The sequence below is a fragment of the Pseudomonas sp. 25 R 14 genome, assembly GCF_900004755.1.
In the GTDB taxonomy this organism is placed as follows: domain Bacteria; phylum Pseudomonadota; class Gammaproteobacteria; order Pseudomonadales; family Pseudomonadaceae; genus Aquipseudomonas; species Aquipseudomonas brenneri.
Genome location: NZ_CVTS01000024.1, coordinates 79139 through 92539 on the forward strand (window position 1 = coordinate 79139; position 13401 = coordinate 92539).

13 protein-coding genes are annotated in these 13401 nt (G+C 60.3%); 5 read left to right on the forward strand and 8 right to left on the reverse strand.

Annotation, left to right across the window (positions count from 1 at the left end; translation table 11 throughout):
* Nucleotides 1-12: 12 nt before the first annotated feature.
* Together BFQ03_RS04720 and BFQ03_RS04725 are read right to left on the reverse strand one after the other, a co-directional pair.
* On the reverse strand, nucleotides 13-495 hold the full coding sequence (locus tag BFQ03_RS04720; RefSeq protein WP_032863018.1) for a GAF domain-containing protein: 483 nt from the start codon (nucleotides 493-495) through the stop codon (nucleotides 13-15).
* Nucleotides 492-1382 carry an ATP-binding protein gene (locus BFQ03_RS04725; RefSeq protein WP_032863020.1) on the reverse strand — a complete coding sequence of 297 codons (891 nt, stop codon included), beginning with the start codon at nucleotides 1380-1382 and terminating at the stop codon, nucleotides 492-494. Before BFQ03_RS04725 ends, BFQ03_RS04720 begins: the two co-directional genes overlap by 4 nt.
* A 165-nt stretch (nucleotides 1383-1547) precedes the next feature.
* Here BFQ03_RS04725 and BFQ03_RS04730 point away from each other — a divergent pair, with 165 nt between their 5' ends.
* Entirely contained in the window at nucleotides 1548-3872 is a 2325-nt protein-coding gene (locus BFQ03_RS04730) for a hybrid sensor histidine kinase/response regulator (RefSeq protein WP_065942580.1), read from the forward strand.
* On the opposite strand, the gene BFQ03_RS04735 is transcribed toward BFQ03_RS04730, so the two are convergent.
* The 3 genes from BFQ03_RS04735 to msrB all read right to left on the reverse strand — a co-directional run bounded on the left by BFQ03_RS04735 (nucleotide 3856) and on the right by msrB (nucleotide 5366).
* Nucleotides 3856-4317 carry a MarR family winged helix-turn-helix transcriptional regulator gene (locus BFQ03_RS04735; RefSeq protein ID WP_065942581.1) on the reverse strand — a complete coding sequence of 154 codons (462 nt, stop codon included), beginning with the start codon at nucleotides 4315-4317 and terminating at the stop codon, nucleotides 3856-3858. The two genes, BFQ03_RS04730 and BFQ03_RS04735, sit on opposite strands and share 17 nt — an antisense overlap.
* On the reverse strand, nucleotides 4314-4799 hold the full coding sequence (locus tag BFQ03_RS04740) for a glutathione peroxidase (protein WP_065942582.1): 486 nt from the start codon (nucleotides 4797-4799) through the stop codon (nucleotides 4314-4316). The genes BFQ03_RS04735 and BFQ03_RS04740 overlap by 4 nt, the downstream gene beginning before the upstream one ends.
* Before the next feature lie 165 nt (nucleotides 4800-4964).
* A complete protein-coding gene (gene msrB, locus BFQ03_RS04745; protein ID WP_032863024.1) occupies nucleotides 4965-5366 on the reverse strand; it encodes a peptide-methionine (R)-S-oxide reductase MsrB in 402 nt (133 codons plus the stop codon).
* Nucleotides 5367-5569: 203 nt separating this feature from the next.
* Between msrB and BFQ03_RS04750 the strand changes: the two genes are divergently transcribed.
* Together BFQ03_RS04750 and htpX are read left to right on the forward strand one after the other, a co-directional pair.
* Nucleotides 5570-6781, forward strand: coding sequence for a pyridoxal phosphate-dependent aminotransferase (locus BFQ03_RS04750; protein WP_029298044.1), 1212 nt, complete (start codon nucleotides 5570-5572; stop codon nucleotides 6779-6781).
* Nucleotides 6782-7095: 314 nt separating this feature from the next.
* Complete coding sequence (gene htpX, locus BFQ03_RS04755; protein WP_029298042.1) at nucleotides 7096-7983, forward strand: protease HtpX; 888 nt, start codon at nucleotides 7096-7098, stop codon at nucleotides 7981-7983.
* Nucleotides 7984-8040: 57 nt separating this feature from the next.
* Here the strand turns inward: htpX and BFQ03_RS04760 are convergent, their stop codons facing one another.
* Nucleotides 8041-8697, reverse strand: coding sequence for a thiopurine S-methyltransferase (locus BFQ03_RS04760; protein ID WP_032863025.1), 657 nt, complete (start codon nucleotides 8695-8697; stop codon nucleotides 8041-8043).
* 103 nt (nucleotides 8698-8800) lie between these two features.
* On the opposite strand from BFQ03_RS04760, the gene BFQ03_RS04765 reads away from it, so the two are divergent.
* Nucleotides 8801-9568, forward strand: coding sequence for a DODA-type extradiol aromatic ring-opening family dioxygenase (locus BFQ03_RS04765; protein ID WP_065942583.1), 768 nt, complete (start codon nucleotides 8801-8803; stop codon nucleotides 9566-9568).
* Nucleotides 9569-9664: 96 nt separating this feature from the next.
* Here BFQ03_RS04765 and BFQ03_RS04770 read toward each other — a convergent pair whose 3' ends face one another.
* Nucleotides 9665-11338 (reverse strand): DEAD/DEAH box helicase, encoded by a 1674-nt coding sequence (locus BFQ03_RS04770; RefSeq protein ID WP_032863027.1) that lies wholly within the window; start codon nucleotides 11336-11338, stop codon nucleotides 9665-9667.
* Nucleotides 11339-11760: 422 nt separating this feature from the next.
* Here BFQ03_RS04770 and BFQ03_RS04775 point away from each other — a divergent pair, with 422 nt between their 5' ends.
* On the forward strand, nucleotides 11761-12552 hold the full coding sequence (locus BFQ03_RS04775; protein ID WP_032863030.1) for a crotonase/enoyl-CoA hydratase family protein: 792 nt from the start codon (nucleotides 11761-11763) through the stop codon (nucleotides 12550-12552).
* A gap of 85 nt (nucleotides 12553-12637) precedes the next feature.
* Here BFQ03_RS04775 and BFQ03_RS04780 read toward each other — a convergent pair whose 3' ends face one another.
* Entirely contained in the window at nucleotides 12638-13393 is a 756-nt protein-coding gene (locus tag BFQ03_RS04780; protein ID WP_032863032.1) for a spermidine synthase, read from the reverse strand.
* Nucleotides 13394-13401 lie beyond the last annotated feature (8 nt).

The window sequence follows — 13401 nt, forward strand, 5'->3', positions numbered from 1 at the left end:
AGCGCGCTTCTCTCAGCACTCCGTCAACCGCAGGAAAATCGCGGCCAGCCGCTCAATCCCCACCTGATCCTCAGAACTGAAACGCGCCAGTTTCGGGCTATCCAGATCCAGCACCCCAATCAACCTCCCCGCCTTGATCAAGGGCACCACCAACTCGCTATTGGAAGCGCTGTCGCAAGCAATATGCCCGGCAAACGCATGCACATCCTCCACCCGCTGGGTTTGCCGCGAAGCCGCCGCCGCACCACACACACCTCGGCCAAACGGAATCCGCACACAGGCGATCTGCCCCTGGAACGGCCCAAGCACCAGTTCTTCATCACGATTGAGATAAAAACCAGCCCAGTTCAAATCATCGAGCTGGTTGAACAGGAACGCGGAAAACTGCGCCGCATTGGCAATAAAGTCGCGCTCATCAGCCAGCAGCGACTCCAGCTGCGCACAGAGCATGGCGTACCCATCAAGGCCGTTACCGGCCTGTTGCAGATCGATCAAGACTGACGCTCCAGCAATTTAAGTCCCACCCAGTAACGGGCAAATTGGTAAGCACAGCGGCCATTGCGATTGCCCCGGCCGGTAGCCCAGCGCACGGCAAGGATGTCGAGGGCCTCATCGCGCTGCCACTGCAGACCCGCTTTGCTCGCCAGCTCACCGATCCAATGCTCCACCACATCCAGGAAATGCTCCTGGGTGAACGGGTAGAACGACAACCACAAGCCAAACCGGTCGGACAAGGCAATCTTGTCTTCCACCGCCTCACTGGGATGCAGCTCACCGTCCACGCGCTTCCAGTTGTCGTTGTCGCTCTGGTTTTCCGGCACCAGGTGACGACGGTTGGACGTGGCATACAGCAGCACGTTTTCCGGGGCCTGCTCCAGCGAGCCGTCCAGCACGCTCTTGAGCACACGGTAATCGCCTTCGCCGGCCTCAAACGAGAGGTCGTCGCAGAACAGGATAAAACGCTGCGGCAACTTGAGCAGTTGCTCGACCACACGCGGCAGATCGGCCAGGTGATCACGCTCGATTTCGATCAGGCGCAAGCCGGCCTTGGCATGCTGGGCCAGCAAGGCGCGGACCATGGACGATTTGCCCGTGCCACGCGAGCCCCAGAGCAATGCATGGTTGGCAGGCAGGCCATCGATAAACTGCTGGGTATTGCGTGCCAATTGCTCGCGCTGCTTGTCGACACCGATCAAGTCGGACAGACGCATATCCAGGCTGACCTCCAGCGGCATCAAAAACCCGCTGCGGCCCTCGCGCTGCCAGCGGGCCGCCAGGCAGTGGTTCCAGTCAATGACCTCGCGAGGCGCTGGCAACAGGGGTTCCAGACGAGCGAGCACCGCATCGGCCCGTTCAAGAAAGGCATTCAATCGAGAATCCATGACTATTCCTGTGGCAAGTTCTTATAAAAAATGGCGTATTGGCAACCCTGACGCAGTTGCCAGACAACTGCACCTGAAAAACCATTCATACCGGGCAAGGCTGGCGCAGAGGATGTTCAGCTATGCTTGCCGGGCGAAGGGAAACGTAAAGTGGTTCAGCACCCAATGGATATCAAGTTCGCCCACCGCTTGTCTTATAAACAAGCCAGACTGACTGTGCTGGTCGGTTTCGTCTTGGGAACCTTGCTCAGCCTGATCCAAATCGGCATTGATTATGCCAGCGAAGACACGTCCATCAACCGTGAAATACACGCGCTGCTTGAAATCAGTCACAACCCTGCCTCACGTATCGCCTACAACATCGACGCTGAACTGGCCCAGGAACTGACCTTGGGCCTGCTGCACTCCCCCGCCATCATCCGGGCACAGTTGGTCGACAACAATGGCCTGGTGCTGGCTGACGTTGGCCGCTCTCGCAAGGAGAGCCCCTACCGCCCTGTCAGCGACTTTTTGTTTGGCGCCAACCGCCAGTTCGAAGACCGCCTCTACCTCACGCACATGCCCGGTGAATCCCTGGGCGTCTTACGCCTTGACGTCGATACCTACGCATTTGGCAGCCGTTTCCTGCGCCGTGCAGAGATCACGCTGCTTAATGGCTTTGCCCGCAGCCTGATCCTGACCGCCATCCTGCTGGGCCTGTTCTATGTGATGCTGACCCAGCCGCTGATCCGGATCATCCGCGAACTGAGCACCCGCAACCCCGGCAGTGCACCCCTGACTCGCCTGGATTGCCCACCCGGGCACGAACACGACGAGATCGGCGTGCTGGTCAACGTCACCAACCAGCAATTCGAGAATATGGAGACCGAGATCCAGCAACGGCGCCACGCCGAGGACCGCCTGACCGAGTACCTTGGCCAGTTGGAGAGCATTGTTTCGAGCCGTACCACCGAACTCAAGGCGATCAACCAGCAACTGAGCCAATCCAACGAAGAACTGGAAGCCTCGAAAATGACCGCTTTGGGCATGGCCCAGGCACGCGCGGCCTTCCTAGCCAACATGAGCCATGAAATCCGCACCCCGCTCAATGGCCTGCTCGGCATGATTGCCCTGTCCCTGGACAGCGCGTTGAATGCCGAGCAGCGCCAACAATTGTCGATTGCCCATGACTCCGGCAAAGTCCTGGTGGAACTGCTCAACGATATTCTCGACCTGTCCAAGTTCGATGCCGGGCAACTGGAACTGGAGAGCATTCCCTTCGACCTCGGCTCCCTGGTGGAAGATACTGCCAACCTGCTGTCGCAAAACGCCGCGCCCAGCGTCGAATTGACCTGCCTGATCGATCCGCAGTTTCCTGCCCAGGTCGTGGGTGATCCAACCCGGGTCCGGCAGATTGTCAGCAACCTGTTGTCCAATGCCTTGAAGTTCACCCGTTTCGGCCGCGTTGATGTACGCCTCAGTGCGCACCCCGATGGCGTGCGGATCGAAGTGTGCGACACCGGGATCGGCATTGCCCTGGAGGCCCAGGCGCGGATTTTCAACCCCTTCACCCAGGCGGGTGCCGGCATTACCCGCCAATTTGGCGGGACCGGCCTGGGCCTGGCACTGACCCACAATCTTTGCGAGGCCATGCGCGGCCGGCTGACCATCAGCTCGGAAACCGGCTTCGGCAGCCAATTCTGTGCCGAACTGCCACTGCCCGCCCACACACCGGCGGCGCGGCTGGGGCCGTTGAAGGGCGAGGTTGCTGTCATTACCGGGGCCAGCAGTGGCCTGGCAGAACTGCTGCTCACCCTGCTACCGCACTGGGGACTGACGCCGTACTGCAAAACGATCGACGATGACTTGAGTGGCCTGGCACCCGACATCCTGATCACCGATTGCCCCGAATGCCTGTTCCGCCTGCGCCCGACCGTCAGCGCACCGATCCTGCTGGTCACCGCCTACGGCAACTTCATGCCCAGCGAAGAAGTGGTCGCCCTGGCCCCCTTGCAACAACAGGCGCGCCCACTGAGTCGCGCCGCGCTGTATCAGGTGCTGCACCGTACCCTGCGCGCCGACAGCGAAATCGTCCTCGACCTTGTCCAGTTGGAAACCAGCCCGGTTGCGCATCGCGCGCGCATCCTTCTGGTAGAGGACAATCTGGTCAATCAACTGGTGGCCAAAGGCATGCTCGGCAAGCTCGGCTGCGAGGTCGTTGTAGCGGCCCATGGCGCAGAGGCACTGAAACAGTTGGACGAACAACGTTTCGATATGGTGCTGATGGACTGCAACATGCCGGTCATGGATGGCTACGAGGCGAGCCGGCAGATCCGCCGCAGCGGACGCTGGCCAGAGCTGCCGATTGTCGCGCTGACCGCCAATGCCCTGGCCGAAGAGCGCGAACGCTGCCGGGCGGCCGGCATGAACGACTACCTGGCCAAGCCCTTTCGCCGCGAAGAGCTCAACGCCCTGCTCGACCTCTGGGTGCCGACTACGACAACCCTCTGACCTGCTGGAGCAACTGGTCCAGGCCCTGACGCAAAACGTCGGCCTGGCCCAGATCGACTCCGCTGTCACACAGCAGGCGGGCCTTCAGTGGCTGGACGCGCTCACGCAACGCCTGGCCCGCGTCGGTAAGGCGCAGGTGCACTTCACGCTCATCGACCGCGCTACGACGGCGCGTGATCAGCGCCAGGTGTTCCAGGCGCTTGAGCAGCGGCGTCAACGTGCCGGAATCAAGCAGCAAGCGCTCCCCCAGCGCCTTGAGCGTCGGCTGGAGCGGCGCGGCGGTATGCCACTCCCACAACACCAACATGACCAGGTATTGCGGATACGTCAGGCCCAACTGATCAAGCATGGGTTTATAGGCCCGCGTCACCGCTCGAGAGGCGGCGTAGAGCTTGAAACACAGCTGGTCATCCAGGGCCAGGGATGTGGCAGGCAAGTCCGTCATTTGAGCAGCGCTTCAATCTCTTGAGTCAGTTCCTGGGGTTTGGTGGTCGGGGCAAAACGCTTGACCACCTGACCGTCGCGCCCGATCAGGAACTTGGTGAAGTTCCACTTGATGCCCTTGGAACCCAGCAGCCCCGGCGCCCGCTGCTTCAATTGCACAAACAACGGGTGGGCCTCGCCACCGTTGACATCAACCTTCTTGAACAAGGGAAAGCTGACGCCGAAATTCAGTTCGCAAAACTCGGAAATGGCCCCCTCGTTGCCCGGCTCCTGCTTGCCGAACTGGTTGCACGGAAAACCCAAGACCACCAGGCCCTGGTCCTTGTACTGCTGCCAGAGCTGTTCAAGGCCTTTGTACTGTGGGGTGAACCCGCACTTGCTGGCAGTGTTGACCACAAGGATCGCCTTGCCGGCGTAGTCCGCCAGGGTCTTTTGCTCGCCCTTGATGGTGGTGCAGGGGATGGTCAGCAGGTTGTCGTTCATGACAAGGCCTCAAGAAGTAGGGAAGACAAGATAAACATAGCGAGCAATTCAATTGCACACAATGTAATTGACCAAACTGATACCCCAACATTCTCCCCTGTAGGAGCGGGCTTGCCCGCGAAAAACGCCCAGACGCCGCGTTCACCCAAGCAACCCGCGTCACCGTTAACGATCTTCGCGGGGAACCAGGTCCAGGCACACCGAGTTGATGCAATAGCGCAAGCCAGTAGGCGGCGGCCCATCAGGGAACACATGGCCCAGATGCGCATCGCACTTGGCACAGGTCACTTCGGTGCGAATCATTCCGTGGCTGACATCGCGAATCTCGATCATCGCGCTATCGGCAATCGGCTCATAGAAACTGGGCCAGCCACAACCGGCATCGAACTTGGTACTGGAGTCGAACAGCGGCTCATTGCAGCAGATGCAGTGGTACACACCGTCTGTGGTGGTGGCGTTGTACTTACCGGAAAACGGCCGCTCGGTGCCCTTGAGGCGACACACTTGATACTGCGCCGGGTCGAGCATTTCCCGCCATTCATCCAGGGTTTTATCCAACTTTTCCATCAATACACCTCGACAACTGAAAAAGCCTGATCTGTGTCTTTTCCATGGATCAGGCGGCACGTATGATTGCGCCTCTTCAAAGCGCCAGTCTGGCACCCGCGTTATCGGCATTCAAACGTATTTATGGGTCAAGCCAAACGCCGGATTCCCAGCACGGTAGTCTTCACATCGTCTGGATCGTTCATTTTCAGGATCACATCGCCATGCAGGTCAGCAAATCGAACAAGCTCGCCAACGTCTGCTACGACATTCGCGGCCCAGTGCTCAAGCACGCCAAACGCCTGGAAGAGGAAGGCCATCGCATCCTCAAGCTGAACATTGGCAACCCGGCGCCCTTTGGTTTCGAAGCGCCGGACGAAATCCTCCAGGACGTGATCCGCAACTTGCCCACCGCCCAGGGCTACAGCGACTCCAAAGGTTTGTTCAGCGCACGCAAGGCGGTGATGCAGTACTACCAGCAAAAACAGGTGGAAGGTGTCGGCATCGAGGACATCTACCTGGGCAACGGCGTCTCCGAGCTGATCGTGATGGCCATGCAGGCCTTGCTCAACAACGGCGACGAAGTGCTGGTGCCAGCGCCTGACTACCCGCTGTGGACCGCCGCCGTGACCCTGGCCGGCGGTCACCCGGTGCACTACCTGTGTGACGAGCAAGCCAACTGGTGGCCGGACCTGGCCGATATCAAGGCCAAGATCACGCCCAACACCAAGGCGCTGGTGATCATCAACCCGAACAACCCGACCGGCGCGGTGTATTCCAAAGAAGTGCTGCTGGGCATGCTGGAGCTGGCGCGCCAGCACAACCTGGTGGTGTTCTCCGACGAGATCTACGACAAGATCCTCTATGACGATGCCGTGCACATCTGCACCGCCTCCCTGGCCCCGGACCTGCTGTGCCTGACGTTCAACGGCCTGTCCAAGTCCTACCGGGTGGCGGGTTTCCGCTCCGGCTGGGTGGCCATCTCCGGCCCCAAGCACAATGCCCAGAGCTACATCGAAGGCATCGACATGCTGGCCAATATGCGCCTGTGCGCCAACGTACCCAGCCAGCACGCGATCCAGACCGCGCTGGGCGGCTACCAGAGCATCAACGACCTGGTGCTGCCAGCCGGCCGCCTGCTGGAACAGCGCAACCGCACCTGGGAGCTGCTCAACGATATTCCTGGCGTCAGTTGTGTCAAACCCATGGGCGCCTTGTATGCGTTCCCACGGATCGACCCGAAAGTCTGCCCGATCCACAACGACGAGAAGTTCGTCCTCGACCTGCTGCTGTCGGAAAAGCTGCTGGTGGTGCAAGGCACCGCGTTCAACTGGCCGTGGCCTGATCACTTCCGCGTGGTGACCTTGCCGCGTGTGGACGACCTGGACATGGCCATCGGCCGCATCGGCAACTTCCTGAAGTCCTATCGCCAGTAACCCTGCTTTCGCTGTACGACCCGGCACAGGTCGTACAGCGAGTATCTGGCAACACATCTGTGCCCACGCCAGGCAGAAACACCTTCTTGCCCCGCCCCACGCCCCATCGACTCTGTAGTCCCCAACAATCACAGGGCCCCAAGGCTGTCGAACGGGAATTTCCCTCGGCATTCAGAGTCAGAAAAAACCTTCAAGGCTCTACATTCAAGCTGTAGGACACAGTTTGAAATAGTCGCCCGGTTGAATAGCCCAGTGCCGCACCTTATATACCCCGCAGTACGCGACATATTAAGCATGAGGAGAATTCTACAACCATGATGCGCATCCTGCTGTTCTTGGCCACTAACCTGGCGGTCGTGCTGATTGCCAGCATCACCCTGAGCCTTTTCGGCTTCAACGGGTTCATGGCGGCCAACGGGGTTGATCTGAACCTCAATCAGCTGCTGGTTTTCTGTGCCGTCTTTGGTTTTGCCGGCTCGATCTTCTCGCTGTTCATCTCCAAGTGGATGGCGAAGATGAGCACCAGCACCCAGATCATCACCCAGCCGCGCACCCGGCATGAGCAATGGCTGCTGCAGACCGTCGAGCAACTGTCCCGCGAAGCCGGGATCAAGATGCCCGAAGTCGGGATCTTCCCGGCCTACGAGGCCAACGCCTTTGCCACCGGCTGGAACAAGAACGATGCTCTTGTTGCCGTCAGCCAGGGTTTGCTGGAGCGTTTCTCGCCCGACGAAGTGAAGGCCGTGCTGGCCCACGAAATCGGCCACGTCGCCAACGGTGACATGGTGACCCTGGCACTGGTCCAGGGCGTGGTGAACACCTTCGTGATGTTCTTCGCACGGATCATCGGCAACTTTGTCGACAAGGTGATCTTCAAGAACGAAGGCGGCCAGGGTATCGCCTACTACGTGGCGACGATCTTTGCCGAACTGGTCCTGGGCTTCCTCGCCAGCTCCATCGTGATGTGGTTCTCGCGCAAACGCGAATTCCGCGCCGACGAAGCCGGTGCCCAGTTGGCCGGTACTGCCGCCATGATCGGCGCCCTGCAACGCCTGCGCTCCGAACAGGGCCTGCCGGTGCATATGCCTGACACCCTGAATGCCTTCGGCATCAACGGTGGCGTCAAGCAAGGCCTGGCGCGGATGTTCATGAGCCACCCGCCGCTGGAAGAGCGGATCGACGCACTGCGTCGTCGCGGCTGACAGCCAAGCAGGTCAAAAAGGGGCGATTGAATCGCCCCTTTTTTGTGCTCGCGTGTTTTACCGCCCCGTCAGTTGGTAAACCCGCTCCTCCAGCCGCGCGACGCCTTCCTGGGCGAACTTCGGGCTCTCGGCCAGGATATCCCGCTGCTCCAGGACACTCAGGCGCCAGTGCACTCCCAGCAGCCCCCGAACCTCATCGTCGCTCACTGCAAATGGCGGCCCTGCCTTCAGGGCCTGCTCATAATCCAGGCTGATCAACAGGCCGTCCTGCACCTGAGGTGCAATCGCCTGCAAATGCGCGACATAACGCTCACGCATCGGCGGCGGCAAGGCTATCAGCGCCGCACGGTCGTACAGTGCAGTGCATCCCGCCACATCAGCACCGCTCAATTGGAAGAAATCACCGCACCACAACTCGATAGCGTCCGCCTGATAAACCTTGAAATCCCCCCGCTGGCTGACTTGCGCAGTCAGGTGTTGCTCCTGGAAGAACTCTTCAACAGCCTTTTGCGACAACTCCACACCCAGGACCCGATACCCCTGCTGCACCAGCCACAGCAGGTCCAGGCTTTTGCCACACAGCGGCACCAACACCCTGGCCCCACTGGCCAACCCCAAACCCGGCCAGTGTCGCTGCAAATAGGGATTGACCTCTGGCAGATGAAAGCCGATCTGATTGCGTGCCCAGCGGTCATGCCAAAAAGTGGAATCCATGAATACCCCTGAAAACTTGATCAAATAGCGCTAAAACTTATATTAGATTTAGATCAATGATCTGATTGAAGATGGTGCCATCTTAACCTTGAGGGCCCTGCTCATGCTCCCCAGCCTGTTTATTTCCCACGGCTCCCCCATGCTTGCCCTGCAACCCGGCGCCAGCGGCCCGGCACTCCAGCGCCTGGCCGCTGACTTGCCACGCCCCAGGGCAATCGTGGTGATGTCCGCGCATTGGGAAAGTCGCGAGCTACTGGTCAGTGGCAGCCCTGCCCCAGAAACCTGGCACGACTTCGGCGGCTTCCCCCGCGAACTGTTTGCGGTGCAATATCCAGCGCCCGGCGACCCAGCACTGGCGCAACAGATCGTCGAACTGCTCGCAGCCGATGGCTTGCCTGCCCGCCTCGATAACCAGCGCCCGTTTGACCATGGCACCTGGGTGCCGCTGTCGCTGATGTATCCGGCGGCCGATATCCCAGTGGTACAGGTCTCGCTACCTAGCCATATGGGCCCTGCGTTGCAAACCCGGATCGGGCAGGCACTGCGCAGTTTGCGTGAACAAGGCGTGCTGTTGATCGGCTCCGGCAGCATCACCCATAACCTCGGTGAGCTGGATTGGCGAGCCGGGCCGGAAAGCATTGAGCCCTGGGCGGGGGACTTTCGCGATTGGGTGGTCGACAAACTGTCGGCACAGGATGAGACCGCGCTGCACGACTACCGCAAGCAAGCGCCTTTTGCGGTGCGCAGCCACCCCAGCGATGAGCACTTGTTACCGTTGTATTTCGCGCGCGGGGCCGGAGGCGAGTTCAGCATCGCGCACCAAGGCTTCACCCTGGGCGCATTGGGGATGGACATCTACCGCTTCGGATAACTTCGCGCCTACAGTCCTGGCCCAAATCCCAGGCAAAAAAAAATCCCCGAACCAGTCGGGGATTTTTTATGTTCGATCAATCAACCCTAAGGTCGATCAATCTTCGCGATAGCGACGCAGCTTGAGCTGCTTGCCGGCAACGCGGGTGTCCTTGAGCTTGGCCAGCAACTTCTCCAGGCCATCTTCCGGCAGCTCCACCAGGGAGAAGCTGTCACGCACCTGGATACGACCGATTGCTTCACGTGCCAGGCCACCCTCGTTGAGGATAGCGCCCAGCAGGTTTTTGGCGGCGATACCGTCACGTGCGCCCAGCGCGGTACGGCAACGAGCACGGCCTTCAGCCAATGCAACCGGAGCACGACGCTCGCGATCACCACGGTCCGGACGGTCGCCGGTACGCTCTGGACGATCACCGCGTGGAGCGTTGTTCGGCACCAGTGGACGTTCTTTCTCGATCGCAGCCAGGGTCAGGGCCTGACCGTTGGTAGCCTTGCGCAGCAGGGCTGCAGCCAGGGCACGCGGGGTGCAACCGATATCGGCAGTCAGGCGGTCCAGCAGATCACCGTGGGTCGATTCAGCATCAGCCACCAGCGGCGACAGGCTGTTGGTCAGTTTCTTGATGCGCGCATCGAGAACGGCCTGGGCATCCGGCAGGCGGACTTCGGCAACTTTCTGACCGGTTACACGCTCGATCACTTGCAGCATGCGGCGCTCACGCGGAGTCACCAGCAGCAATGCACGACCTTCGCGACCCGCACGACCGGTACGGCCGATACGGTGAACGTAGGACTCTGGGTCGTACGGCATGTCAACGTTGAACACGTGGGTGATACGTGGAACGTCGAGGCCACGAGCAGCAACGTCGGTCGCCACAACGATGTCCAGACGGCCATCCTTGAGGGAGTCGATCACACGCTCACGCTGGTTCTGGGCGATGTCACCGTTCAGCGCAGCGGCTTTGTAGCCTTTGGCTTCCAGGGCACTGGCCAGGTCCAGGGTCGCTTGCTTGGTGCGCACGAACATGATCAGGGCATCGAAGTCTTCGACTTCCAGCAGGCTCAATACAGCCGAGGTCTTCTGGTCAGCGTGAACCAACAGGTGAGCCTGTTCGATCGCGGTAACGGTCTGGGTCTTGGTCTGGATCTTCACGTGTTGCGGATCGCGCAGATGGCGTTCGGCAATAGCACGGATCGACTGCGGCAGGGTGGCCGAGAACAATACGGTCTGACGGGTCGGTGGCAGCGCCTTGAAGATGACTTCCAGGTCATCCATGAAGCCCAGCTTCAACATTTCGTCAGCTTCGTCGAGAACCAGGTGGTTCACGGTCGACAGCACTTTTTCGTCACGACGCAGGTGGTCGCACAGACGGCCCGGAGTGGCGACAACGATCTGTGCGCCATTACGGATGGCTTTCAGTTGTGGGCCCATAGGGGCGCCGCCGTAAACGGCCACAACGGTAACGCCCGGCATTTGCTTGGCGTAGGTTTCGAAAGCGGTTGCTACTTGCAGCGCCAACTCACGGGTTGGCGCCAGGATCAGGGCTTGCGGCTCGCGCTTGGCAGGATCGATGCAGTGCAGGATAGGCAGGGCGAACGCGGCGGTTTTACCGGTACCGGTTTGCGCCTGGCCAATCATGTCCTGGCCGGCCATGATGATCGGGATCGATTGCTGCTGAATAGCCGAAGGTTCTTCGTAGCCAGTCGCGATGACGGCAGCAAGAATGTTCGGGTTAAGATTAAAAGCGGCGAAGCCGCCGGTTTCCTGGGTCATGGGTCTGCCTCTAAGTGCATCCGCAAAGACCCATGCTCCAAAGCTGCGCATGCCGTGTTGAGACTCAAGAGTCGCCCTGGCTGCTTTGTCGGCGGGGATTTGCGAAAACGAATGAATGAAAAAGATTCGTCAAGGAAGAGTCCGCTGTGCGGACGTGCAGCCGAAGCTGACTTCGGGGAATTGCGCTACCTAAACGCGGCCCGGTTAAAGGCCGGCGCGCACTATACCGGAAATCCCTGAAAAAGGGAGCTTTTTTTATCGGAAAAGGCCATTCAACTGCTCTGTGTCACAGGCTTTGCGCATCCTCGCAGGAACGTCTATTTTTCAAAGGCCCGGCCCTGTTGGTCATTGCGCTTAAACGCTTCACCTTTTGCAGTGGGCCCTTCGGTCCGAAACTGCCTTTCGCGCCCGAGGATCCACCCATGAAACAAGCCAGCAGTAGCCGCGTCAGCCGTGAACTACAAGGGCATGTCCTGCTGCTGGGACTTGATCGGGTCGCCAAGCGCAACGCTTTTGACCTCGACCTGCTCAACGAACTGAGCCTGGCCTATGGCGAGTTCGATCGCAATGAAGAAGCGCGCGTGGCCGTGGTGTTCGGGCATGGCGACCACTTCACCGCCGGGCTGGACCTGATCAACGTCGCCCACACCATGGCGCAAGGCTGGCAACCGCCGCTGGGAGGCTGCGACCCATGGGGCGTGTTCGCCGGGCCCAGGGTCAGCAAACCAGTGATCGTTGCCGCGCAGGGCTATTGCCTGACCATCGGTATCGAATTGATGCTCGCGGCGGACATCAACCTGTGCGCCAGCAATACGCGCTTTGCGCAGATGGAAGTACAGCGTGGGATCTTTCCTTTTGGCGGCGCCACCCTGCGCCTGCACCAGATCGCCGGCTGGGGCAATGCCATGCGCTGGTTGCTGACGGGCGATGAGTTCGATGCCCATGAAGCGCTGCGACTGGGGCTGGTGCAGGAGGTCATGGCCAGCGAAGACCTGCTGCCCCGGGCGCTGGCCCTGGCCAATCGGATCGCCAGCCAGGCGCCGCTGGGGGTGCAGGCGACTTTGACATCGGCACGCCAGGCGCGGGATGAAGGCGAGACCGCTGCGGCGGCCGGGCTGCCAGTGCTGGTCGAGAAACTGCTTAACAGCGAGGATGCTAAGGAAGGGGTGCGGGCGATGCTGGAGAAGCGGCCGGGGGTGTTCAAGGGATTGTGAGCAGATGTGATGGCCTCATCGCGGGCAAGCCCGCTCCCACAGGTGTACGCGGTCATCTTGACCGCGATGAGGCCAGTACAGGCAACTAGGTCGCCGGACGAACAGCCTTGATCAACGCCTGCAACGAATACCCCAGGCGCGGCGCCAGCGCCTCGGCCCGCGCTGAAACCGCCGCCAGGTCCAGCGTCTGCTCCAGATCCGCCGGCACCAGCAGGATCACGTTGCCCTCCTTCACCGGCAACTCCCAGTAGTGCCGATGATAAAGCCCGCGCAACAGTGCAGCACCCAGCGGCTTGCCATCATCGGTCGCCCACTGGTTGATCACCAGCCATCCACCGGGGTTGAGTTTTTTCTGGCAATTTTCCAGGAAGGTCCAGGCCAGATGGCCAACCCCCGGCCCCACATCGGTATACAGGTCGACGAAAATCAGGTCTGCCGGCTCTGCCGTCTCCAGCAACTCCAGTGCATCGCCCACGCGGATGTACAACCGCGGGTCATCATCGAGCCCTAAATACTCGATAGCCAGGCGCGGCACGTCCGGGCGCAACTCAATGGCCTCGACATCTTCCAGGGGCAGGAATTTGAGGCAAGCCTGGGTCAGGGTCCCGGCACCCAGGCCGAGGAACAGCGCACTTTCGGGCTGCTCATGGCACAGGGCACCAATCAGCATGGCACGGGTGTAGTCATACTCCAGCCAGCTCGGATCGGCAGTAAACACACAGCTCTGCTCGATGGCATCGCCAAACTCAAGAAAGCGGTAATCGGCCACTTCCAGCACACGGATCATGCCGAAGTCGTCATGGACCTCAGCCAGCAGGCGCTCGACGCGCTCCTCAGACATTTCATCTC

Excerpts from the sequence above, each read along its gene's own strand:
- BFQ03_RS04725 (WP_032863020.1), bottom strand. The coding sequence starts at position 1,382 with ATGGATTCTCGATTGAATGCCTTTCTTGAACGGGCCGATGCGGTGCTC.
- BFQ03_RS04730 (WP_065942580.1), top strand. The coding sequence starts at position 1,548 with ATGGATATCAAGTTCGCCCACCGCTTGTCTTATAAACAAGCCAGACTG.
- BFQ03_RS04735 (WP_065942581.1), bottom strand. The coding sequence starts at position 4,317 with ATGACGGACTTGCCTGCCACATCCCTGGCCCTGGATGACCAGCTGTGT.
- BFQ03_RS04740 (WP_065942582.1), bottom strand. The coding sequence starts at position 4,799 with ATGAACGACAACCTGCTGACCATCCCCTGCACCACCATCAAGGGCGAG.
- msrB (WP_032863024.1), bottom strand. The coding sequence starts at position 5,366 with ATGGAAAAGTTGGATAAAACCCTGGATGAATGGCGGGAAATGCTCGAC.
- BFQ03_RS04750 (WP_029298044.1), top strand. The coding sequence starts at position 5,570 with ATGCAGGTCAGCAAATCGAACAAGCTCGCCAACGTCTGCTACGACATT.
- htpX (WP_029298042.1), top strand. The coding sequence starts at position 7,096 with ATGATGCGCATCCTGCTGTTCTTGGCCACTAACCTGGCGGTCGTGCTG.
- BFQ03_RS04760 (WP_032863025.1), bottom strand. The coding sequence starts at position 8,697 with ATGGATTCCACTTTTTGGCATGACCGCTGGGCACGCAATCAGATCGGC.
- BFQ03_RS04765 (WP_065942583.1), top strand. The coding sequence starts at position 8,801 with ATGCTCCCCAGCCTGTTTATTTCCCACGGCTCCCCCATGCTTGCCCTG.
- BFQ03_RS04770 (WP_032863027.1), bottom strand. The coding sequence starts at position 11,338 with ATGACCCAGGAAACCGGCGGCTTCGCCGCTTTTAATCTTAACCCGAAC.
- BFQ03_RS04775 (WP_032863030.1), top strand. The coding sequence starts at position 11,761 with ATGAAACAAGCCAGCAGTAGCCGCGTCAGCCGTGAACTACAAGGGCAT.
- BFQ03_RS04780 (WP_032863032.1), bottom strand. The coding sequence starts at position 13,393 with ATGTCTGAGGAGCGCGTCGAGCGCCTGCTGGCTGAGGTCCATGACGAC.